Here is a 23153-nt window from a genome sequence, read left to right as displayed (position 1 = left end):
CCGCGGTGCCGAGCGCAATGTTCTGGAGGTGAGACCGGCTCCACAGCCCGGGCGGGCCGATCCTGGTACGTTGGATGCTTTCCTGGGTATCAGACCCTTTGGACTCATCTCCGGCGAGGGACCGAGGAACCATGACCATGGACCCCGGCGACAAGCGGCTGGCGGCTGCCGTCGTGATGGACGACGACGGGCGCGTACTTCTGGTGCGCCGCAGCGCGACCGAGCGATTCCTGCCCCGGGTGTGGGGCGTGCCCTGCGGGAAGCTGGAGCCGGGCGAGCAGCCCGAGGACGGCGCGCTGCGCGAGCTGAAGGAAGAGACCGGGCTCCTCGGCGAGATCGTCCGCAGGATCGGCGAGTCGTCGTTCGTCAGCGAGTACCAGGGCCGCGAGACCAAGAACTGGCAGGACAACTTCCTGGTCAGGCCACTGAGCCGGGACATCACTCTCCCCGAGCCCGACCAGGCGTACATCTGGATCGCGCCGTCCGAGCTGACCGGCACGGACTCCGGCCTCGACATCGACGCGTACAACCTGGACGTCGTACGCCAGGCCCTCACGAACTTCTGAGCGACTCCGCCAAGGCGTTCAACGCGCCCAGGTAGTCCTTCACATCGAGCGGCACCTTCGCCACTGCGCCCGGATGCGGGCCCGCGGCCGTGAACACGTCGGTGTGGCGCCGCCGTTCGGCCCCCGTCTCCAGGAACAGCGTCACGGTCGGTGCCTCCGTGTCGCACCAGGCCCGGTGCAGGGTGTTCGCCGGGAGGGCGTAGGTGCTGCCCGCCGCGTACTGGCCCACATGCGTCAGCCGCAGCCGCGCCGGTCCCGTGGGCCGCAGCGTCCAGTCGGCACTGCGCTCGGCGAGGGACTCCTCGTAACGGTCCGCCGTGATCCCGCCGTCGCCGCGCGCCTCGTACAGCTCCATCGCGAGCCGCCCGCGGACCACGTAAGAGGCAAGCGGGGAGCGGTGGTTGTGGATGTCCTCCGCGCCGATCGCCGCCGAGTCGTGATGCCAGAGGTGCGCGCGCAGCATGTGCCGGGGACCGCCGTCGATCAGCAACAGCTTGTCGAAACCCAGTACATGACGGTACGACAGCCCGGCGCAGTGCTCGGGATCGCCCTCACCGGAGGCGAGTTCGGCCACCAGCTCCAACAGGCGGTCGGCGGAGCCGAGTTCGGCGATGACGGCACGGGCCGCGGTCACCGTCCCGTCGTCGGACAGATCGCCGTCCAGCGCCTCGGTCAGCAGCCGTCGCGCCGCCAGAATCTGCCGACCACCCATGCACTCGCTCCCCAACTCGCCCTCACACCAGCCTCGTTCGAGTATCCGGCTGATACATCCATACGGCATGTGCGCGCAGCGCCGAAAGCCCTTGGTAGGTCATCCAGATCGGCTGGCGCAGTTCCTCCGTCGTCGTGAACATCGATCCGTCGCGGTTCCAGGACCAGATCCCGTCGGTCTGTGCCGCCCACACCGCGCCGGCCGCCCCGTTCAGCCGCTCCTGCCAGGCCTCCTCCAGACCGTCCTCCCGGGCGATCTCCTGGGCGCCCGGGGTGAGCAGCGCACGTACGATCCAACTCGCCGTGAAATGGCGGACGTTCAGCACCTCGTGGTGCGAGGAGTCGTCCGGATGGTGGCGGCGCACCTCCTCGCGCAGGTTCGCCAGATCGGCGCAGGCGTCGTGCGCGGTCGCCGGGCAGGCCAGCAGCCAGCGCACCCCGTCCTCGCGCGCCGCACGCTCCACCGGCCCCTCGCCCAGCACCCGGGCCGCCCGGTCCAGGGCGACCACGGCCTGCGCGGTGTGCAGCGCGGAGGGCTGGGCGGGGAGCCGGACGACGGGCCGGTCCGGGTGCGCGGGCCACGGCAGCGTCGACAGCCGGTGGCTCCAGCAGCGGCGGTGCTGGCGCTGCGGGTCGGGGAAGGCGCCGTCGACCAGGGCGTCCCGTAGCACGGGAAGGATCGGCGCGTCCGGTGCCGCGCGCAGCAGCCCCCGCATCACGGTGGTCACGACATGGGTCAACGCCCGCCCCGTGCTGTCGAGTTCGGGCGTGAAGCCGGCCTCGCAGCGGGCCACCTCGTCCGCCAGCCGCTCCCGGGAGGCCCCCGCCCGGGCCAGCGCGCCCAGCACCATCGCGGTGACCTCAGGGCGGGCCACCGCCCCCTGCGAGCGGGCCGACCAGCCGCCGCCCTGCAACCGCAGCCGCCACAGCGTGTCGATGAGGTCGCCGGTGTGCAGGCGTCCGTCCGGCACGCCCAGGTCCAGCACGATGTGCAGTCCGTACGCCGTGGCCAGCGAGGTCGGCCGGGCGGGGCCGTCCAGCTCCAGGAGGGAGTGCGGCCAGCCGATGAGACGGCCGCGCACCGGGTCGTCGACCTCGGCGACCTGGGCGACGAGGGTGTCGTAGGCGGAACCGAACACCTGTGGCAGTGGGCCGGGGGCGGCCGGTGCCGGGGGAGCGGGGGCGGTCAGCGGTGCGGGGCCGGACGTGCGGGCGCGGAGCAGGGCCGCCGCGAGCCAGGTCATCCCGGCCGTGGCGAGGCCGCTCAGCCCGGCGATCAGATACTTGGCTGGCGCCCCGTCGATCGAGTCGGGCAGCACCTCGAACAGGAACTGGAACACCGCGTATCCGGCGGCCAGGCACCCGAACCGGCCCAGCCAGCCCACGAACCTGGCCGGTGGACTCCCGCCGGACGGCACCGGACCGGGCGCTCCCGCCGCTCCCGGCGTTCTCAAGGGACCACGTCCCAGCTGCTGTTGAGACAAGTCGCGCTCCCTCCCCCCAGGGTGGCACGTGGCATTCGCGAAGCTTCCAGTCTAAGTGGTCAGCGATGCGCCTGGGGCGTGGACCGGAACCACCGTCTCCGTCAGCCCTCCGCGGCTTCCCGCGGCCAGTGCGTCAGAGCCACATGCAACGCGTCCACCGCCCGCTCCCACGACCGCCGCACATCACGCGGCGCGCCGAAGCCCCCGGTGGACTCCAGCGCGCAGTAGCCGTGGAACGTACTGCGCAACAGCCGTACGGCGTCGGTGAGATCGGGCTCCTCCAAGCCGTAGGCGCGCAGCAGGCCGTAGGTGAGCTCGGCGGTGCGGCGCAGGGCGGGGGAGGCGGCGACCAGGGTCTGGTCGACGCGGATCTGGGTGGCCGCGTACCGGCCCGGGTGCTCCAGGGCGTAGGCCCGGTAGGCGTCGGCGAACGCGCCCAGCGCGGCCCGGCCGGAGCGGCCCTCGACCGCGACGGCGATCCGGTCGACCATCTCCCCGCCCGCGAGGAACGCGACCCGGGTGCGCAGGTCCTGGAGGTTCCTGACGTGCGAGTACAGGCTGGCGTCCTTGACGCCGAAGCCGCGGGCCAGCGCGGACAGGCTGACGTTCTCGAAGCCGACCTCGTCGGCGAGGTCGGCCGCCGCCGCCACGACCCGGTCGACGGTGAGTCCCGCACGGGGCACGGTGCTCCACCTCTCCTCTGACCTGCGACAACTGGAGACCCTAGGACAATAGCCAGTAACAAGAGGGGTGCCCCGCGTGTTTCCACACCGCCGCCACGGCACTCCGGCACCAGACTTGACCACCATGGACGACGACTCCGGAACCCCCGCCCCCACCGGCCTCCGCGCCACCGCACTCCTCGGCCGCCCCAAGCTGTGGCTCATCCCCACCGTGCTGACCGGCCTGCTCGCTTTCCTGCTGTCCCTCCTCTACATGGGCGGCATCGTCAACCCCAACCGCGAACTGAACGACCTGCCCATCGCCCTCGTCAACAGCGACACGGGCAACCCGCTCCCCGGGCAGCAGCAGAACCTGGGCACCCAGATCGCCCACGCCATCGTGACGAACACCAGCAGCCGCGCGGCCGGCTGGAGACAACTCACGAGAGTCCAGGCCCAGCGGGAACTCGACTCCGGCAAGGTCTACGGCGCCCTGGTCATCCCCGCCGGCTTCACCGACTCCGTCGCCGCGCTGACGACCACGAACGCCACCGCCCGCCCCACGATCACCGTGCTCACCAACCCCGGCAAGGGCAGCCTCGGCTCCTCCCTCGCGAGCAAGATCTCGACGACCGCCGCCCAGCAGGCCTCCCTGACCATCGGCAAACAGCTCACGGCGGCGGCCGCGAAGGCCGACTCCACGCAGAAACTGCTGCTGGCCGACCCGGTCGCCGTCGTCACCCAGGTCGGCCACCCCATCGGCAGCAACAGCGGCATCGGCCTGACCGCCTTCTACTACACACTGCTGCTGGTCCTGGCCGGCTTCATGGGCGGCAACGTCATCAGCAACGGCGTCGACACCGCCCTCGGCTACGCCGACAACGAGATCGGCCCCTGGCACACCCGCCGCCCCACCGTCCCGATCAACCGCACCCAGACCCTGCTCCTGAAGATGGCCATGACGGCCGGCATCACCCTCCTCAGCGTCTCCCTGATCATGCTCGCCAGCGTCAGCATCCTCGGCATGGACGCCACCCACATCCCGCTGCTGTGGATCTACTCCTACTGCGCGGCCCTCGCCGTCGGCCTCGGCGTCCAGGCCATCAACGCCGCGTTCGGCGGGATCGGCCAACTGGTCTCCATGTTCGTGTTCATCGTCCTGGGCCTGCCGTCCTCCGGCGCCACCGTCCCCCTCCAGGCCGTCCCCGGCTTCTACCGCTTCCTCTCCCACTTCGAGCCCATGCGCCAACTCAGCGACGGAGTACGGGCGATCCTCTACTTCGACGCCCGCGGCGACGCCGGCCTGACCCGCGCCTGGACCATGATCGGCGTCGGGGCGGCCATCGGCCTGCTCTTCGGCTTCGCGATGGTCCGGTACTACGACAGGAAGGGGCACCGACGCCTGACGCCGCAGCCGATGGCCTGAGGCTCAACTGCGTGGCCGGATCCGGGAGTTGACTGTCGGACACTCTGAGAGAACACTCTCACATCATGGAATCCGGCAACCGCTTCGGCGACATGGAGATCTCCGACCCGAAGGCGATGCGCGCACTGGCGCACCCCGTACGGCTCGCGATCCTCGAACGCCTCCAGCGCCACGGCCCCGCCACCGCCTCCCGGCTCTCCCCGCACGTGGGCGCCACCCCGTCCGTCACCAGCTGGCATCTGCGCCATCTCGCCGGCTTCGGCCTGGTCCACGACGCCGAGGGCGGGACGGACCGGCGGGAGCGGCGCTGGGCGGCGGTGGCGCGGGGCTTCCGGTTCGAGGCGGCACAGGACGAGGAGGGCTGGTCGGCCGCGCAGGAACTGGCCGGGGAGATGTTCGCGCGCAGGGCGGACGTGCCCCTGCGCTGGCTCACCGGGACGGCACCCGGCCTGGAACCGGAGTGGAGCCGGCTCGCCGGGGCGGCCGACACACGGATCATGGTGACGGCGGAGGAACTGGCCGCGCTGAAGGACGCGATGGAGGAACTGATCGCGCCGTACGTCGCCCGCAACCGGGATCGCCGGCCACCCGACGGCAGGGGCGTCCGCCTGCTGACGTACACCCTGCCGGAGGGCGCCGGGAACGAGAGCGGCGAGACGGACATACCCGAGTGAAGGGCCGATGGACACCTCGGCCCGCGCCCGGCTCGCTGTGGCGGGACAGCCGCTTCGTACGGTTCTGGTGCGGACAGACCGTCTCCCAGCTGGGCGACCGCGTCTCCGAACTGGCCCTGCCCCTCCTGGCAGTCGGTGCGTTGCACGCCTCCGCGAACCAGGTCGCCTGGCTGACCGCCCTCGTCTGGACTCCGAACCTCCTCGGCCTGTTCCTGGGCGCATGGGTCGACCACCGCCCCGGCAAGCGCCGACTCATGGTGCTCGCCGACCTGTTCCGCGCCGCGGTACTCCTCACCCTCCCGATCGCCTACGCGCTCGACACGGTGACGCTCGGCCAGCTCTACGCGGTGGCCCTGCTGACCGGCGCGGCGGCGGTCGTGTTCAACACGGCCTACTCGTCCTACTTCGCGCATCTCGTGCCGCAGACGGCGTACGTCGACGCCAACAGCAAGCTCAGCGCGAGCAGATCGGTGTCCTTCATCGCGGGCCCCGCGATCGGCGGCGGTCTGGTGCAGGCGCTGACGGCACCGGTCGCGGTGATCGCGGACGCGCTGTCGTTCGTCACGTCGGCGGTCCTCGTCGGTCGCACCCGCGTCGACGAACCGGCGCACAGCACCCAGGCATCCGGCCCCTCGCTGCTGCGGCGGGCGCGAGAGGGCCTGGACTTCGTGATCCACGAGCCCGTCATGCGGGCCGGGCTCCTCTGCGCCACGACCGTCAACTTCTTCACGTTCCTGGCGAGCACGGGCCTGGTGGTGCTGTTCGCCGACCGGGTCCTCCAACTGTCGCCCGGGGCCATCGGGTTGGCGTTCGGAGTGGGTGCCACGGGCGGCCTCCTCGGGGCTGTGGCGGCTCCCGCGATCACCCGCCGGATCGGCGTGGGCCGCAGCATCGTCATCGGGGCGGTCCTGTATCCGGCCCCCATCGCCCTCATCGCGGCGGCGACCGGCCCGACCTGGGCCCGCCTCGGCATCCTGGGCGCGTCCGAGTTCCTCTCCGCCTTCGGCGTCATGCTCCTCGACGTCAACCTCAACTCGCTCCAGACATCGGTCGTTCCGGACGGGCTGCGGAGCCGGGTGACCGGGGCGTACAACACGGTCAACTACGGCGTACGGCCGCTGGGCGCCCTGGCGGGAGGCGGGCTCGCCACGCTGGTCGGCCTCAGGGCGACCCTCGTCGTCGCGGCCGTCGGCGGCGCCCTGTGCGTGCTGTGGCTGCTGCCCTCGCCGATACCTGGGACCCGGGTGCTGGGGGAGAGCCCGGACGCCGAGGCCGGGATCACGCAGGAGGAATATCGTTTCTGATTCGCCGCCGGCCTGCCTAGGGTTGCCGGAATGGCCCAACCCCTCTGGCGGCAAAGGGACTTCGCCACCTTCTGGACGGCCCAGACCCTCTCCGTGCTGGGCGACTCCTTCGCGCTGATCGCCCTCCCCCTCCTGGTGCTTCAGGCCACGGGATCGGTCGCGCGGATGGGGCTGCTGACGGCGGTGGGCGGGGCGGCCTCGGTCGTCGCGGCGGTGTTCGCGGGGGTCGTGGTGGACCGGGTCGACCGGCGCGGGCTGCTCATCCGGTGCGACCTCGTGCGCATGGTGTTGTACGGGGTCGTTCCGCTGGTGTGGGCGTTCGGGCCGCGCATCTGGCTCCTGTACGTGGTACTGCCGTTGTGCGAGGCCGTCGGCATGCTGTTCTCCGTCGGGTACGTGACGGTCGTCCGCGGGCTGGTCGGCACCGGGCAACTCACCGAGGCCAACGGGCGGTTGAACGCCACAGCCGCCGCAGCCGGGGTCCTCGGGCCGCTCGGCGCCGGAATCGTCGCGGCCTGGAGCGGGCCGGCCGCCGCCGTCGGTGTGGACGCGGCGAGCTTCGGGGTGTCGGCCGTCTGTCTGGCGTTCGTACGGTTCCGGAGCCGCCCCGACCCCGAACAGCGGTCGGAGCGGGGCGGGTTGTGGCGAGACCTGCGCATCGGAATCGCCTTCCTTCGCGGGCACCGGGTGCTCCGCGCCCTGACCGCACTTCTCTTCTGCTTCAGCTTTCTCACCCTCGGCCTCAACGACCTGGTGATCTACCACCTCAAGCACGACCTGGGGCACGACGACGGCACCGTGGGCACGGTCATGGCGGTCGGCGCACTCGGCACGATCGCCGGGGCGCTGCTGGTGGCCCGGGCGCGGCGCCGGTTCGGCTTCGGAGCGACCTGGATCGGGGGCGTGGCCGTGTGCGGGGCGGCCTTCGCCTGGTTGAGCCGGGCGAACGACGTGCCGGCCGTCGCGATGGTGAGTGCCGCGTTCCTGGGCTGCGACCAGATGGCCGGCACCTGTTCCATGTCGCTGCGGCAGGAAGTGACGCCGGAGCAGCTCCTCGGCCGGGTCACCTCCGCCTTCTGGACCCTCCACTACGCCGCGGCCCCCGTCGGCGCGGCCGTCCTCACCTGGGCCGCCGAGCGGCACGGCACCGCACCGGTCGCCGTGGTGGCGGGTGCGTGCTGCGCACTGATCGCGGTCGTCGCCCTGCTGACCCCGATCCGGCGGTCCTGAGCGGCTCGTGCGAGCACGCCCAGGGCCGGGTCCTCGACCGGTCGACCAGGCCGACCTGCGCAGAGCCTCACGTCCACCGTGCCACCCGTCACTCCATCGTGGACCTCCTGCTCGGCCCGGCCGCGAGCCGCGCCCGTGGGCCGGACGTGACAGCGGTCGTGGTCACCCGTTCACCCCCGTGTAGTTGCTGAGGCTCCACCGCCACAGCAGCCGCGCCCCGAGATAGGCCAGCAGGCCTACGAGGGGTGAGCCCGCCGCCAGCCAGTACGGCACCCCGATGTCGTGGCCGTGCCCGGTGAGCACGGCGGCCGGGAGGAAGGCGACGAACGCGAGCGGAAGGCCGTAGGTGAGGAAGCCGCCCACCGCGCGGGGCAGGACGTTGAGCGGGTAGTTGCCGAAGGTGCCGAGGAGGTCCTCGACCCAGCGGCTCCAGTAGTCCGCGGACGGGAAGCGGAGGGAGGCGGAGGCGACGGTCGTGAAGAGGGCCGCCTCCACGAGCATGCCGCCGATGAGCGCGGCGATCAGATACGCGACACGGCCCGCGTTCCAGTCCAGGTGGCTGCGGCTGAGCGCGCCGACCATGAGGCCGCCCGCCACCGTGAGGTCGCCGATCGCGTTGGTGGGGAAGTACTCCAGCTGCGCCTGGCGGTGCACCGGCATCGGCCGCACCAGATAGATGTCGATACGGCCTTCCTGGATGTACCGGCCGAGGCCGTGCATCCGGCCCAGGAACAGCACCATCAGCCCGTGCGCCATCATCCGGGTCGCCGGGATCAGCAGCACGTCCGAGCTGTCCCAGCCGCCCATTCCGGAGAACCGGGTGAGCAGCACCGTCGCGAACACGATCACCGACACCTGCCAGATCGCGCCGATCGCGATCATCAGCAGGAACTCGGTGCGGTATTCAAGCTGGGCACGGAAGTTGAGGCGCGTGATGCGCCAGACGATCCGGACGGCTTTCACACGCATCAACCTCCTTGGGCCACGACCCGGCGGGCGGCGCGCCGCCACAGGAACCGGGTGAACAGGGACAGGACCGCCACCCAGGCGGCCTGGAGGGCGAGTTGGGCTCCCGCGTCGGACAGCGGGATGCGGCCCACGTAGATCGAGAGCGGCACGCTGAGCGTCGCCTGGAACGGCAGGAAGCGGCTCATCGTGATGAACCAGTCCGGGAAGAACCACAGCGGCGCGTACACACCGGACAGCAGGTTCTGCGCGAAGATCAGGATGAGCATCGCGGCCCCGTTGCGGAGGGTCCAGAAGCACAACTGGTCGATGAGGAGCATGACGTAGTACAGGACGAGCTGCCCGAGCAGCATGCTGAGCGCGAACACCCCCGCCGCGGCAACCGACTCGGGCGGTTCCACCACCCCGGCGGCGAGGCAGACCACGTATCCCGTCAGCGCCCAGGCCAGCCCGTACAGCTGCTCGCCGAACGCCCGCAGCGCGTAGTAGCGCTGGGGCGGCAGCGGGCGCAGATACCAGTAGATGATCGTGCCGAAGTGCATGTGCTGGAGGACCGTGTCCCGGCCCGCGTACTGGTCCAACTCCCGCAGCCGGGAGGCGAGTACGGCCAGTACGGCGTACGTCACCGCCTGGTCGCGGGTGAGTCCCGCGGTGGTGCCGGTCTGGGAGTACAGGCCGCGCCACAGGGACGCCACCAGCACGATCTGCACCGTCAGCCGGAGCAGGGCGGCGGTGATGCGGGGCGGGGCGAGGAGTTCGCCGAGCGGGGTGACCCGGGCGGCGCGCCAGGCGTGCAGGGCGGCCATCTCAGGTCTCCTCGGCGCGCGGACCGGCCTGGACGTACGCGGTCCGCATCACGTCCTCCAACTCGGCCTCGTCCATGGCGACTTCGGTCACCTCGTACCGCTCGATGACCTGCTTCAGCGCCTGATGGACGGTCGGCCCCTCGCTCCCCTCCGGGCCGAAGACCACCTGCGGTCCGTCCCGCCGCACCAGCGCGATACCCGGCAGCGGCACGACCTCGGCGTGCGCGTCGGCCAGCGTCGCGCGGATCTGCCAGGTCGAGCCGAACCTGCGGCGGATCTCGTCGAGGGTGCCGTCCAGCACCAGCCGGCCGTGGTTGATGAGGACGACCCGCTCGGCGAGCCGGGCCACCTCCGTCATGTCGTGCGTGGTCAGCAGGACCGTGCGGCCGCGCTCCTCCACCTGATGGCGCAGGAACTCCCGCACCTGCTCCTTCACCACCACGTCCATGCCGATGGTCGGCTCGTCGAGGAAGACGACCGGCGGGTCGTGCAGCAGGGCGGCGGCCAGGTCGCAGCGCACCCGCTGGCCGAGGGAGAGATGCCGGACCCGGGTGTCCCAGAAGCTGGACAGTTCGAGGAGGTCGTCGAACTCCTGCAACCGGGACGCGTGCTGGGCCTTCGGCACCTCGTAGATGTCCCGCAGGATCGCGAACGACTCGCGCACCGGCAGGTCCCACCACAGCTGGGTGCGCTGCCCGAACACCGCCCCGATGTTACGGGCGTTGCGCTCCCGCTCCTGGTACGGCACCACGCCCGCGACCCTGGCCTCCCCGGAGGTGGGCGTCAGAATCCCGGTGAGGATCTTGATGGTGGTGGACTTGCCGGCGCCGTTCGGGCCCAGCAGGGCGAGGAGTTCGCCCGGGGCCACGTCGAACGAGACGTCGGAGACCGCGTACTTGGGCACGCGCTCCGGGTTGACGAGGGAGCGCAGGCCACCGACGAGGCCCGGGCGCCGGACAGTTGTGTGGAAGGTACGGGACAACCCCCGGACCTCGATGCTGCTCGCGTTCACTCTGCCAGCCTTCGCGTGAGCAGGAACAGGGCCTTCATGATGCGGACCTCCTCGTCAGTCGGATCAACCGGAGCGTCGCCAGCAGCGACGCGCCCGACAGTGCGGTCAACAGCCAGGGCACCGCGTGGATCCCGGAGGCCTCGATCCCGACACCGAGCAGCGGCGGAGCCGCCACCCCGCCGATCATCGACCCCGCGATCACCCACGCACCGGCCCGCCTGGCCTGGGGGAGCGCCTTGTTGAGCCAGGAGAGACCCGTCGGGAAAACCGGCGCGATGAACAAGCCAACACCGGCGTACGCCACCGGTGCCACTCCTTTAAACAGCGTCAACAGCAGACACACCGTCATCCCGGCCGCGCACACCGCGAGGATGCGCTCGGGGGAGTGGCGCAGGGTGATCGGGACGACCAGGAAGCGCCCCACCGTCATCATCAGCCAGAAGACGGAGGTCGTCGACGCCGCCATGGCCGCGCTGTAGCCGATGGTCTCCAGATGTGTGGGCTCCCAGCCGCCGACACCGGCTTCCACCGCCACGTTGAGGATGTAGAGGACGAGGAAGCCGACGAGGACCCGGGGCAGGCCGAGGCCTCGGTTTCCCCTTTCCGCTGGTGGACCGTCAGATACCTGTGTACGTACGCCTCTTGAGCCCGCGAGCACCAGTGCCGCCGCCAGCACTGCGCACGCCCCGAACGCGTACCGGTAGTCGTCCGGGCCGAGCCAGGCCACGACCCCCGGACCCAGCACCGCGCCGATGCCGAAGTGCGCGTGGAGCACGTTCAGCATGGCGGTGGCGCGCTCGCCGAAGCCGACGGCGAAGAGTTGGTTGAGGCCGTAGGCGATGCCGCCGAAGCCGAGACCGCAGAGGAACGCGGCGGCCAGCGCGAGAAGCCAGTTCGGGGCGAGCGCGAAGCCCGCGCCGCCCGCTGCCATCAGGGCGTAACTCCACGCCAGCAGCGCCCTGTTGCTGATCCGGGAGTGGATCGCGTTGAAGGCCAGGACACCGGCGACCCCGCCGGTGAAGTGCAGGCTCAGGCCGAGACCCGCGCCGGACGGGGAGAGCCCGAACTCGTGGCGCAGGCCCGGTATCGAAGGGCCGTAGAGGGACTGGAGCATACCGATGAGGATGGAGCCGACGCAGGACGCGACCGCGGCCGACCGACTGAAGAGCCGGTCGGCCGCGGCCGATTTCATGACGGTGCCGGTCAACTGATCTCCGGGGATTCCGAGAACACGAAGGAGAATGCGGCGGGTTCGGCGTTCAGGAAGTACTGCGGGAGCGGACCCGGACCGCAGGACTGCGAGCCGATGCCGTGCTGGCCGTGGTCGAGGTTCACCCAGACCCCCGCGGCGGAGCCGCTATCGGACGCAGTGCCCGGAGTCAGGTCGGTGCGGTGGGCGGCGGCGTCCAGCTGTTCCGTCGTCCAGCGGCGGGCCGTGAACCAGAACTCCGGGTCGCCCTCGATCCGCAGCCCGCCCAGCTCCGCCCAACGGACGTCCGCGCGGGCGCCGTTCTCCTGCGGACGGACGTAGGGGGTCTGGAGGCCGTCGACCGTGGACTCCCAACGGCCGAGCCGCGAAGCCGACTTGGTGTCCGGGTAGCCCTCGCCCGGGCCGCCGCCGAACCACTTCACGCGGTCGGCGCCCGCGTCGAGCCCGAAGCGGATGCCGAGCCTGGGCAGCGGGACCGTCCAGTCGCCCTCGGGTGCCACGGACACCGTCAGCCGCAGACGTGAACCGTCCGAGGTCCAGCGGTACACCGTGGCGAGCCCGATCTCCCAGGCGGCGGGCGCCACCCGGGTCCGCACGGTCAGCGCGTCCTCGCCCAACTCCACGCCGTCCAGGCGGTGTCGCATCCGGTGCAGCCCCAACTTGCGCCAGAGCAGCCCGTGGCGGATGTCCGTCTGCCAGGACGCGCCGTCGTCGTTGTCCGTGGTCGCCCGCCACACGTCCAGGCGGAGACCGGTGACGTCCACCTCGCCGATCGACTGCAACTCGCCCGTACGGGCGTCGAAGGAGGCCGGACCGAGCGTGATCCGCCGCTCACCGAGGACCGGCCCGGCGGTGGCGGAGACATACGGCAACGGCCTTGCCGCGACCGGGATCTGGCCCCAGCCGACCACATGGCCCGCGGGCGCCCACGCCGTGTCGGCGGCCAGCAACGCCCGTACCGTCCACTGGGATTCGGCGCCGTCGGACTCCACGGGCGGTGCGGGCAGCTTCACGTCGGCCGATTCGCCGGGTGCGAGCGGCGGCACCGTCAGCGGGCCCGACCCGACGCTCTCGCCGTCCACTTGGTAGGACCACTGGAAGGCGAATGCGGACAGGTCGGCGAAGTCGTGCTTGTTGGTGATCCGTACGGAGCCGCCGTCGGGGCTGTCGACGGAGACCGGCTCGATGACCTTCTTGTACTCGATCAGGCCGGGGGAGGGGACGCGGTCCGGGAAGAGCAGTCCGTCGCAGACGAAGTTCCCGTCGTGCAGCTCCTCGCCGAAGTCGCCGCCGTACGCGAAGCCGTGACGCTCGTCCTTGATGCCGTGGTCGATCCACTCCCAGATGAAACCGCCCTGGAGCCGGTCCTGCGACTCGAAGAGGCGCTGGTAGTCGGCGAGTCCGCCGGGGCCGTTGCCCATGGCGTGGCCGTACTCGCAGAGGATGAAGGGGAGCCCGCGGCGCCTGTGGGTGCCGCCGTCGAGTTCCCGGCCGATCTGTTCGACCTCGGCGTGGGAGGCGTACATCCGTGAATAGACGTCCGTGTCACGGCAGTTGATGTCGCCCTCGTAGTGCACGAGACGTGAGCGGTCACGGCCGTGGATCCACTCGGCCATCGCGGTGAGGCCGCGGCCCGTGCCGGCCTCGTTGCCCAGCGACCAGATGACGATCGACGGGTGGTTCTTGTCCCGTTCGACCATGCGGGCCGCGCGGTCCAGCAGGGCCGGGGTCCAGCGGTCGTCGTCAACGGGGTTGTCGCGCCAGGCCTGTTCGGTGAAGCCGTGGGTCTCCAGGTCGCACTCGTCGATGACCCACAGGCCGTACTCGTCGCACAGGTCCAGGAAGGCCGGATGCGGCGGATAGTGCGAGGTGCGGACCGCGTTGATGTTGTGCCGCTTCATCAGCAGCACGTCCTCGCGCATGGTCTCCAGGTCGAGGGCGCGGCCCTTCTCGGGGTGCCACTCGTGGCGGTTGACGCCCTTGAAGAGGATCGCCTTCCCGTTGACCTTGATCAGACCGTCGGAGAGTTCGACGGTCCGGAAGCCGATGCGCAGCGGGACGCGCTCGCCCTCCGTCGTCAGCAACCCGTCGTACAGGTACGGGAGTTCGGCCGTCCAGGGCCGCACCGGCACGGTGACCGGCTCGCCCGTCGCGACATCGATGTCCAGCGCGGGCACGGTGATCCGGCCGTCGACGTCGGAGTCGACGCGCAGGGTGCCCGTACCGCCGACGTGGTCGTAGGAGGCGTGCACGAAGAAGTCGAGGACGCTGCCCGGCGGGCGGTGCAGCAGGGTGACGTCACGGAAGATGCCGGGCAGCCACCACTGGTCCTGGTCCTCCAGGTACGAGCCCGCCGACCACTGGTGGACGCGGACGGCCAGCACGTTGTCGCCGGGCTTGAGCAGATGCCCGACCGCGAACTCGTGCGGCAGCCGGGAGCCCTTGAACTCCCCGATGTCCGTGCCGTTCAGCCAGATCCGGGCGCAGGACTCCACGCCGTCGAAGCGCAGCACCGCCCCGCCGTCCGAGGGCCACTCGGACGGCAGGTCGAAGACGCGCAGATGGTCGCCGGTCGGGTTCTCGGTCGGGACGTGCGGCGGGTCGACCGGGAAGGGGTAGAGGTGGTTGGTGTAGATGGGGGAGCCGTGTCCTTGCAGGACCCAGTGGCCGGGGACCGTGACCTCGGCCCAGTCCCCGGCGTCGTGGCCCTCCTCGGCGAACGAGTCGTCCTCGGCGTCGGCCGTCGCCGACACACGGAGACGCCAACTGCCGTTCAGTGACAGTGACTTCGCGTCCGAGGACGCGTAGCGGGCGCGGGGTGGGAGGGCTCCGCTGCCCGGTGAGACGTCCTCGATGTAGTCGGCGGCGGTGCTGGAAGTCATCGGTCTCCAGGTCGTGAGATGCGGGTGTCAGCCCTTGATGCCGGTCTGTGCGATGCCCTGCACCAGCCAACGCTGGAGGAAGAGGAACACGAACACCAGGGGCAGGATGGAAACTGCGGTGGCCATGAAGATGAGATGGAAGTTGACGGTCTGGTTCGTCATGAACGACGACAGGGCGATCTGCACGGTCCAGGAGTTCGGGTCCTGGCCGATGACCAGCGGCCACAGGAAGGCGTTCCAGCCGCTGATGAAGGTGATCGTGGCGATCGCGGCGAAGAAGTTCAGCGAGTTGGGTACGACGATCCGCCAGTACGCGCCCCAGTAGCCGAGTCCGTCCACGCGTGCCGCCTCCTCCAACTCCTTGGGGAACCCCAGGAAGTACTGCCGGAAGAGGAAGCAGGTGAAACCACTGAAGAGGCCCGGGATGATGAGACCCCGGTAGGTGTCGACCCAGCCGAGGGACGAGACGAGGACGAAGCTCGGCACGAAGGTGACGGCCGTCGGGACCATCAGGGTCGCGAGGACGGCGTAGAAGACCTTGTTGGAGTGCTTGTAGGGGATGCGTGCCAGGCCGTAGCCGGCCAGCGAGCAGACCAGCAGGGTGCCCACGGTCATGGAGACGGCGACGACCGTTGAGTTCCATAGGGAGCGGCCGAACTGGACGGTCGGGTCGTCGAACAACTCGGAGATGTTGCCCCACTGGAAGGAGGGCAGCAGCTTCCAGTTCTCGCCGGTGATCTCCGGGTCCGTGGAGAGGGCGTTGCGGAGGATCAGATAGAAGGGGATCAGGAAGAGCAGAGCGGCGACGCTCACGGCGAGGTACAGACCCGTGTTGCCGAGGATGCCTCCGCGCTTCTTCCGCTTCTTGCCCAACTGCGGTGTGGTGGTGGTCACTTGGACTCCTCCCCCCTTCCGAAGCCCATGATCCTGCCCTGGGCGAGGGTGACGATGCAGATCAGCAGCGAGAGGATGACCGCGCCCGCGCTGCCGGCGCCGTAGTCCTGGCTGGTGCCGAGGGCCGCCTTGTACAGCTCCATGAGCGGTGTCTGGGCCCAAGTGGCCTTGGTGCCGATGATGTTGAAGAACTCGTCGAACGCCTGGTACGCGGCGACGAGCAGCAGCAGGACCACCGCCGTGGAGGTGGCGCGGAGTTGGGGCAGCGTGATGTACCGGAAGGTCTGCCAGCCGCGCTTGGCGCCGTCGATCTCGGCGGCCTCGTACAGCTCGGCCGGGATGTTCTGGAGCGCCGCGAGAAACAGGATCATGTAGAAGCCGGCCTGGATCCACAGCCGCAGGGTCACGATGACCAGCCAGTACCAGGGCGGGCTCGGGTTGGCGAGGTAGGCGATGTTGTCGACGCCGAACCAGCCCAGGACGGTGTTCATCAGACCGAAGCGGACGCCGCTGAAGATGGACATCTTCCAGATCAGCGCCGCGGCCACGTACGAGACGGCGGTCGGGAGGAAGAACACCGACCGGAAGAACGCCCGCATGAACCGCAGTTGGTTGACCAGCAGCGCCAGACCCAGTGAGAGCGCCCAGGTGGTCGGCACGATGAACGCGGCGAACACCGTGAACGTCAGCAGCGAATCAGGGAAGTTGCTGTTGGTCAGGATCTGCTTGTAGTTGTCGAGGCCGATGAAATGGCTCGGTGTGACGGTGTAGCGGGCGTCGAAGAAGCTGAGCCAGATGCTCCAGCCGATGGGGACGAAGACGAAGATCACCAGGCCGATGAGGAACGGGCCGGTGAAGAGCCAGAAGTTCAGGGTGGCGTTGGACCGCAGGCCCCGCCGCGGCCGGGCCTTGGAGGCCTTGGCCGCGGAGGGCTGGGCGACCCCGCGCGTGGTGGTGGTCGACATCTCGGGTTCCGTCCGCCGGCCTATCCGAACAGCTTCTTGAGCTCGACGTTGACCTTCTTGTCGCAGGCGTCGAGCGCGGCTTCCGGATTGCCGTTCTTGCGGACGGAGTTGGCGATCACGTCGGCGAACGCGGTGAGCATGGTCTGGTCGAAGCCGATGTTGTCGAAGTGGCCGTAGTCGGTGAAGAGCTTGACGCCCTCGGCGGGCAGGCCGGACTTGAGCTTGGTGGCCCCGGCGGCGATCGAGGAGCGCGGCGGGATGTGGAAGCCGTAGGACGTCGCCCAGTCCTCCTGGTACTTCTTCTGGTCGATCCACAGCCACTTGACGTAGGCCTTCGCGGCCTCGACGTTGTCGCCCTTGGCGTTGACGAACATCGACCAACCGCCGTTGTACACCGACTGCTTGCCCGCGCTCCCGATGCTGGGGAACGGGAAGATGCCCAGGTCGTCGCCGAGTGCCTGCTGCATCGCCGGCATGGACCACATGCCGCCCCACTGGATCGCGCACAGGCCCTGGTTGAGGGAGGACGGGTCCCAGAAGTCTGTCGGGGCGTCGAGCAGCACATGACCGCTGGTGAACAGCTGGCGGAGCTTCTTGAGGCCCTCGACGACGCCGTCCGTGTGGTAGGCGATCTGGTTGTTGGTGTCGAGTGTGTCGGCGCCGGCCGACCAGATGATCGGGTTCTGGACCGCCGTGAAGTCGTTGCCCAGGTAGGCGCCCTTGACCTTGCTCGTGGTGAGCTTGGCGGCGGCCTCCAGCAACTCGTCGAGTGTGGTGGGGACTTCGACCTTGGCCTTCTCCAGCATCGACTTGCGGTAGTAGAAGAACTGCGGGTCGTCGATCATCCGGATCCCGTAGATCTTCCCGTCGACCGTGTGCGACTTGATGTCGGCCGGATTGAAGTCGTCCTTCACCGGATCGATGATGTCGCTGAGGTCGGCCACCTGACCGCTCTTGACCAGCTGCAACTGCGGGTGGAACTCGAAGACGTCGGGTGCCTGCTTGGTGAGCAGGGACGAGAAGAGCTTGGCCTCGAAGTTGTTGCCGGTGATCCAGTTCGTGGTGACGTCGGCCTTGGTGTACGCCTTCGCGTACCGCTTGATGGCCTGTTCTGTGCCGGCCTCGCCGTACGCGTGGAAGTACTGGACGAGCTGCTTGCCCGAACCCCCGCTTCCCCCACGCCCGTTGTTGCCGCCGCACGCGGCCAGCGTGCCGGCCGCGGCCATTCCCGCTGCCGCCCGGAATATCGATCGGCGGGACCAGTTGCTGTTGCTCATTGCCGACATGGTGACGTCCTTGTCTCTCGCGCGGCTGCGGCTCCACGGCTCAGCTGCCCGTGGCTGAAATCGAGGTGCGGAGCGGGACGTTAACCTTCGCCTAAGGCTTCGGCAAGGGGTTGGACGAAGTCTGTTCGAAGCGTTGTGCAAGGTTCGGAATACCGGACGTGACGAAGGTGCGGGCCGCCGCGCGGTCGGCCCGCACCACGCCTTCAGGTCGTCATCAGACCTTCGACCAGGCCTCGTTGGCCCCGCCGTTGCAGCTGTAGAGGATCACTTTGCTGCCGTCCGCGGTCGCCTGACCGCTCACGTCGAGACACTTCCCGGACGCCTCGCTGAGGATCTGCCCGTTGGCGTTCAACAGCCACCGCTGGCCGGGATCACCCGTGAAGCCGGCGGTGGTCGTCAGCCCCGAACTCCCCACCGTCAGATACCCGTCTGCCCCCTTCAGGCCACCCTTCGCGTCGTACGACCACGACTGCTCCGCCCCGCCCGTGCAGGTGCCGATCGCGGCCCCCGAGACGCCCGCCGTCAGGCACTTCCCGGACTGACTACCCCGGAGGGCGCCGGTGACGGCCGTCGAACTCCCTTGGCCCTTGCGGGGTTTCTGGTCGAGGACGTACGTCGTGATCGAGCGGGCGGCGAGGGTCGTGGAGACCGTGGAGCCGCTCACGTCCGGCTTCGCGACCTTCGCCCAGTTCTCCGTGGCCGAGGTCCGTACCGCCTGCGCCGCCCGCACCGGCGTCCTGCTGTTGAAGTGCAGGTTGAGCGAAGTGTCCGTGGTGTTCTGGTTGTTGACCACGACGACCCACTTGCCGTCCCGGTCGTAGGAGGTCACCTCGACACCGCTCGGCGCGCCCGTCACGTTGTGCGCGACCGAGCCGGGCCGGACGAACTTGCTGTACTGGCCGAGCGCGTAGTACCGCTTGGTGAAGTACAGGGTCTGGTTGCCGTCCGTCGCGTAGTCGGGGTCGTAGTAGATCAGCCCGTCGTTCCAGCCGACGTCGTTGCGCGCGGCGGGGTCGGTGCCGTAGCCGCTGGCGAGGGCCACCCACCACTGGAACGCCGAGTCGTGTGCGCTCGCGAAGTCCTTGTACATGATCCGGGACATCAGCAGGGCGTTGTCGATGGTCGGGTCGTACTCCTGGTTCCAGCCCGTGGTGCCCTTGCCGAAGCAGCAGATCTCGGTGGCCCAGGAGGGCTTGCCGACCGTCCTCGCCGTCTCGTAGACATTGCCCAACTGGCCGTCGTTCGGGTTGTTGTACGTGTGGTGCGCCAGCTCGGACACGTACTGCGCGGTGTCCGGCTGCGAGATCCACTGCGGGACCTCGGTGCTGAAGCTGACCGTGCTGCTCGACTCGTCGGCGATGATGCTCGTCTGCTGCTTCCGGGCCCGCTGCTCGGCGCCCAACGCCCGCACGATGTCGTCGCGTTGGTCGACGGTGACCTGCATGCCCTCCTGGCCGCAGTCGCCGAAGTCGTTGTTGGGCTCGTTGAAGGGGCTGATGTAGTCGAACTTGGCGCCCTGCTCGGCGAAGTGGGCGGTGACGTCGGCGATGTACTTCGCGTAGTCGCCCTCGTTCTCCGCCTTCAACTGGCCGCCGCAGCTCTGCCCGTTGGTCGTCCACTGTGCGGGCGCGCTGTTCACGAACCCGATCAGGTCCTGGACGCCGTACTTCGCGGCGTACTTGAGGAACGTCCGCCCGCCGTTGTCCCTGCTCCAGTCGTAGCTGCCGTCGGCGTTCAGGAAGTCCTGCGCGGCGCGGGCCGGGGTGGTGACCGCGGTGCCACCGCCGCCGATGTTGTAGCGGTAGGAGGAGAGGTCCAACCCCTTCTCCGAGAACAGGAGTTGGGCGACCCGGGCCTGCACCTCGGGCTTGAAGTACTGGAGGTCGTTGACCCACCAGGCGCCGGACGCGCCGATGTTGTCGATGGTCTGGGCCGCGTGGGGGGAGACTTCCGCCGGTGCGACGCCGTCGGCGTTCGCGGGCGGCGCGGATATCAGGGCCCCGGTGACGGCGAGCGCGGCTGCCGCTGTCGCGAGGATCGATCTCCTGGGGTGGGGCTGAGTCACGTGCATCCCTTCCGTCGTCATGAAGGTGGTGCGGTACGGCTCCTTGCCTGGGTGGTGCGGTTCTTACCGTTCCTCTGCCCGACCGACTGAAGTGCCCCCTCAAGTGCGAACGTTGCCGCTCCGAGGCACGCAGGATCGGTGGGAATGGGGGAGAGGACGATCTCGGTGGCGGCGAACGGCCGCCTGAGCGCGTGCCGCCCGACGGCCTCGCGCACTTCGTGCAGCAGCGGATCGCCGAGCTTGCGGGCGACCCAGCTGCTGAGCACGACCACTTCGGGGTTGAGGACGTTGACCAGGTTGGCGATGCCCGCGCCGATGTAACGGGCCGTCTCCCGCACGACCTTGAGGGCCACGGGGTCGTTCGCGGCCACGCCGTGGGCCAGCGCGTTGATGGTGGCGGTCTGGTCCTCGGGGTGCAGCAACGGGCTCTGCGGGCTCAACTCCCGCAGATTCAGCATGATTCCGGGCGCGCCGACATAGGCCTCGACGCAGCCGTGGTTGCCGCAGCGGCACAGCCGCCCGTCCAGGACGAGCGTGGTGTGGCCCCACTCGCCGGCGCTGTTGCTCACCCCCCGGTACAGCCCGCCGCCCAGCGCGAGCCCGGCGCCGACCCCGGTCCCGAGGTTGACCACCACCGTGTCCCCGCGCCCGCGCGCCGCCCCGAACCACATCTCGGCGACCGCGCCGGCCCGCAGCGGATTGTCCAGGTAGAGCGGGTAGGCGATGACCTCGGACAGCAGGTCGAGCAGCGGCACGTCGTGCCAGTCCCAGTTGGGCGCGTACTCGGAGATGCCGGTCTTGCGGTCCACCTGGCCCGGCACGCTCACCCCGACACCGAGGACGCGGGCCGCCTCGACACCGGCCTGCGCGACCACCGAGCCGACGGCGGCGGCGACATGGCCGACCACCTGCTCCGGACGGCTCTCGCCGGGCCGCATGTCCTCGTCGGCACGCGCGAGGACGTTCAGCGCCAGGTCGAACAGCTCGACATGGACGTACGTCTCCGCGATGTCGACACCGATCAGCGCGCCCCCCGACGCGTTGACCGCGACCAGACCCCGGGGGCGGCCCCCCGCCGAGTCCTCGAACCCGACCTCGGTGATCATCCGCAGGTCCAGCAGCTCACCGACGAGTGTGGCCACCGTGGCCAGGCTCAGTCCGGTCGCGGCGGCCAACTCCTGCCGGGAGGTGGGCGACCGGGCGATGATCTGACGCAGCACCTCGTAGCGGTTCGCGGTGCGGATGTCGCGTGAGGTGCGTTTCACCGGGTTGCCCCCCAAGGCCTTCGCGGTCATGCCGAAGCACGACGGCTCCGGCGCGCGGCAAGGCTATGGGCTGCGGGTGACGTTCGACAAGGGGTTAGGAAAGGGGCTATACAAAGTCGCCCACCCGGTCGTGGGCCCGGTCCTCCGCCGGGCCGCCCGCCGAGTCGTGGACCGGGTCATCCACCGATGACGTCCCGGACGAATGCGTTCGCGAACGTGCCCTGCGGGTCGAGGTCCCGCGCCAGCGCCGCGAAGTCGCCGAGCCGCGGATAGCGCCCGCGCAGCACCTCCGCCGGAGTGGTGAACACCTTCCCCCAGTGCGGTCGCGCGTCGAAGCCGTCCAGCGCCTCCTCCAGCCGCCGCACCACCGGCAGCACCGCCGCCGTGTCCTCGATCCAGGTGAAGTGCAGCGCCACCGTGTCCCGCCCGTAGGAGGGGCTCAGCCACTGCGCGTCGGCGGCGACGGTCCGCACTTCGCAGATCTGTAGTACACCGGCGACCGTCTCCCGGATCCCGTCGACCGCATACAGCGCTTCGTATGCGGTCGACCGCGGCAGCAGATACTCCGACTGGAGCTCCGCCCCGCTGCTCGGGGTGAACTCCGCCCGGAAGTGCGGCAGCCGCTCGTGCCACGGCCCCGGCACCCCGAGCTGCTCGGTGGTGTTGACGGCGGGCATCCCCGGCACCGGGTGCTGCGGCTCGGTGGCGGGCGCGGCCCACGGGAAGTCGACCGGCGCCTGGTCGGTGCGCCGCTTCAGCCAGACCTGGCGGAAGCCCGGCTCCCGCCAGTCGGTGAAGAGACTCACGCTGTACGCCGAGGCCGCCACCGTCTCGAAGTCCAGCCCGGCGAGGGGGAGTTCGGTGAAGACGTGCTGCTCGACCTCGAAGGCCGGCTCCAGGTCGAGGGTGAGGGAGGTGACGACGCCGAGTGCGCCGAGCGAGGTCACGGCACCGTCGAAGCGGTCGTCGCCGCGTGCGATCGTCACCGTCGATCCGTCCGCCGTGACGATCTCGACCTCGCGGACGGCCGCCGCGAGCGAGCCGTTGCGGACGCCCGAGCCATGGGTGCCGGTGGCCACCGAACCGGCCACCGAAATGTGCGGCAGGGACGCCATGTTGGGCAGCGCGAGGCCGTGCTCGGCCACCCGGCGGGCCAGTTCGGCGTAACGGACGCCGCCCGACACCCGCACCGTCCGGGCCGTCGTGTCCACGTCGAACTCGGCCGGCAGCGCGGCGATCGACAGCAGGGTGCCGTCCGGGCCCGGCTCGGCGATCTCGTTGAAGGAGTGGCCGCTGCCCAGAACCCGTACCCGCGCGCTCTCGGCCACGAGGGTCCTGAGCGCGTCGAGCGTGTGCGGGCGGTGGAGTTCCTTCGCCGCGTAGGTGATGTTGCCGGCCCAGTTGGTGACTGTCTCCGTCATGCCTGCCGTCCCTCCGGGAGCGTGCGCCTGCGTGTTCTGCCCCAGGGGTCGGTGCGCCACAGCCGGGCGTGGATCAGCCCGACCAGGAGGACTCCTGCTGCTGCCGCAGCATAAGTCGGCAGCGGATGCGCCCGCGTATCGGTGTAGTGCCAGCAGACGGCCGCCGCGACGATCAGCACCCAGCCGGAGAGGACGTTGGCGTAGGCGGAGGGACGGAACGGGCCGGGGCCGACGCTCTCTCCCGTGCTGCCCATCACGTAGTAGGGGAGCCCGTCTCCCGCGCAGAAACCTGCCGCGAAACCGAGGGCGAGCGTACCGATCATG

General features: G+C 69.9%; 20 protein-coding genes. 5 read left to right on the top strand and 15 right to left on the bottom strand.

Going from position 1 to position 23153, the window contains the following annotated elements; translation table 11 throughout:
* The first annotated feature begins 137 nt into the window (after window positions 1-137).
* Window positions 138-566, top strand: coding sequence for an NUDIX hydrolase (locus tag ACQHII_RS11815; protein ID WP_427925294.1), 429 nt, complete (start codon window positions 138-140; stop codon window positions 564-566).
* On the opposite strand, the gene ACQHII_RS11810 is transcribed toward ACQHII_RS11815, so the two are convergent.
* From ACQHII_RS11810 to ACQHII_RS11800, 3 genes are all read right to left on the bottom strand, one after another.
* Complete coding sequence (locus ACQHII_RS11810; RefSeq protein WP_427919260.1) at window positions 553-1278, bottom strand: hypothetical protein; 726 nt, start codon at window positions 1276-1278, stop codon at window positions 553-555. The two genes, ACQHII_RS11815 and ACQHII_RS11810, sit on opposite strands and share 14 nt — an antisense overlap.
* Before the next feature lie 22 nt (window positions 1279-1300).
* A complete protein-coding gene (locus ACQHII_RS11805; RefSeq protein WP_427919259.1) occupies window positions 1301-2731 on the bottom strand; it encodes a hypothetical protein in 1431 nt (476 codons plus the stop codon).
* A gap of 131 nt (window positions 2732-2862) precedes the next feature.
* Entirely contained in the window at window positions 2863-3444 is a 582-nt protein-coding gene (locus ACQHII_RS11800) for a TetR-like C-terminal domain-containing protein (protein ID WP_427919258.1), read from the bottom strand.
* A 124-nt stretch (window positions 3445-3568) separates the two neighbouring features.
* Between ACQHII_RS11800 and ACQHII_RS11795 the strand changes: the two genes are divergently transcribed.
* The 4 genes from ACQHII_RS11795 (at window position 3569) to ACQHII_RS11780 (ending at window position 8057) form a co-directional block, all read left to right on the top strand.
* Window positions 3569-4849, top strand: a complete 1281-nt coding sequence (locus ACQHII_RS11795; protein ID WP_427919257.1) for a YhgE/Pip domain-containing protein — start codon at window positions 3569-3571, stop codon at window positions 4847-4849.
* 65 nt (window positions 4850-4914) lie between these two features.
* Entirely contained in the window at window positions 4915-5523 is a 609-nt protein-coding gene (locus ACQHII_RS11790; protein ID WP_427919256.1) for an ArsR/SmtB family transcription factor, read from the top strand.
* On the top strand, window positions 5520-6827 hold the full coding sequence (locus tag ACQHII_RS11785) for an MFS transporter (protein WP_427919255.1): 1308 nt from the start codon (window positions 5520-5522) through the stop codon (window positions 6825-6827). Before ACQHII_RS11790 ends, ACQHII_RS11785 begins: the two co-directional genes overlap by 4 nt.
* A gap of 30 nt (window positions 6828-6857) precedes the next feature.
* Window positions 6858-8057, top strand: a complete 1200-nt coding sequence (locus ACQHII_RS11780) for an MFS transporter (protein ID WP_427919254.1) — start codon at window positions 6858-6860, stop codon at window positions 8055-8057.
* Between the two features lie 162 nt (window positions 8058-8219).
* Here ACQHII_RS11780 and ACQHII_RS11775 read toward each other — a convergent pair whose 3' ends face one another.
* From ACQHII_RS11775 to ACQHII_RS11720, 12 genes are all read right to left on the bottom strand, one after another.
* Window positions 8220-9026, bottom strand: coding sequence for an ABC transporter permease (locus ACQHII_RS11775; protein ID WP_427919253.1), 807 nt, complete (start codon window positions 9024-9026; stop codon window positions 8220-8222).
* Window positions 9026-9829: an ABC transporter permease gene (locus tag ACQHII_RS11770; RefSeq protein ID WP_427919252.1), complete on the bottom strand. Its 804-nt coding sequence runs from the start codon at window positions 9827-9829 to the stop codon at window positions 9026-9028. The genes ACQHII_RS11775 and ACQHII_RS11770 overlap by 1 nt, the downstream gene beginning before the upstream one ends.
* Window position 9830: 1 nt before the next feature.
* The gene (locus tag ACQHII_RS11765) at window positions 9831-10841 is read right to left on the bottom strand and encodes an ABC transporter ATP-binding protein (RefSeq protein WP_427919251.1); all 1011 of its coding nucleotides are present in this window, start codon (window positions 10839-10841) and stop codon (window positions 9831-9833) included.
* Between the two features lie 34 nt (window positions 10842-10875).
* On the bottom strand, window positions 10876-12033 hold the full coding sequence (locus tag ACQHII_RS11760; RefSeq protein WP_427925293.1) for an MFS transporter: 1158 nt from the start codon (window positions 12031-12033) through the stop codon (window positions 10876-10878).
* A gap of 11 nt (window positions 12034-12044) precedes the next feature.
* Window positions 12045-14933, bottom strand: coding sequence for a glycoside hydrolase family 2 TIM barrel-domain containing protein (locus ACQHII_RS11755; RefSeq protein WP_427919250.1), 2889 nt, complete (start codon window positions 14931-14933; stop codon window positions 12045-12047).
* A gap of 27 nt (window positions 14934-14960) precedes the next feature.
* Window positions 14961-15827, bottom strand: a complete 867-nt coding sequence (locus tag ACQHII_RS11750; protein ID WP_427919249.1) for a carbohydrate ABC transporter permease — start codon at window positions 15825-15827, stop codon at window positions 14961-14963.
* Window positions 15824-16792: a carbohydrate ABC transporter permease gene (locus tag ACQHII_RS11745; RefSeq protein ID WP_427919248.1), complete on the bottom strand. Its 969-nt coding sequence runs from the start codon at window positions 16790-16792 to the stop codon at window positions 15824-15826. The genes ACQHII_RS11750 and ACQHII_RS11745 overlap by 4 nt, the downstream gene beginning before the upstream one ends.
* A gap of 20 nt (window positions 16793-16812) precedes the next feature.
* Entirely contained in the window at window positions 16813-18078 is a 1266-nt protein-coding gene (locus ACQHII_RS11740) for an ABC transporter substrate-binding protein (RefSeq protein WP_427919247.1), read from the bottom strand.
* Window positions 18079-18292: 214 nt separating this feature from the next.
* Window positions 18293-20149 carry a glycoside hydrolase gene (locus ACQHII_RS11735; protein WP_427919246.1) on the bottom strand — a complete coding sequence of 619 codons (1857 nt, stop codon included), beginning with the start codon at window positions 20147-20149 and terminating at the stop codon, window positions 18293-18295.
* Window positions 20150-20160: 11 nt separating this feature from the next.
* Window positions 20161-21408, bottom strand: a complete 1248-nt coding sequence (locus tag ACQHII_RS11730; RefSeq protein ID WP_427919245.1) for an ROK family protein — start codon at window positions 21406-21408, stop codon at window positions 20161-20163.
* 176 nt (window positions 21409-21584) lie between these two features.
* On the bottom strand, window positions 21585-22829 hold the full coding sequence (locus tag ACQHII_RS11725; RefSeq protein WP_427919244.1) for an FAD-binding protein: 1245 nt from the start codon (window positions 22827-22829) through the stop codon (window positions 21585-21587).
* Window positions 22826-23152, bottom strand: coding sequence for a hypothetical protein (locus ACQHII_RS11720; protein ID WP_427919243.1), 327 nt, complete (start codon window positions 23150-23152; stop codon window positions 22826-22828). The genes ACQHII_RS11725 and ACQHII_RS11720 overlap by 4 nt, the downstream gene beginning before the upstream one ends.
* Window position 23153: the final 1 nt, after the last annotated feature.

The organism is Streptomyces sp. cg40 (assembly GCF_050320165.1).
GTDB lineage: Bacteria > Actinomycetota > Actinomycetes > Streptomycetales > Streptomycetaceae > Streptomyces > Streptomyces hokutonensis.
This window is presented reverse-complemented; position numbering and strand designations above follow the sequence as displayed.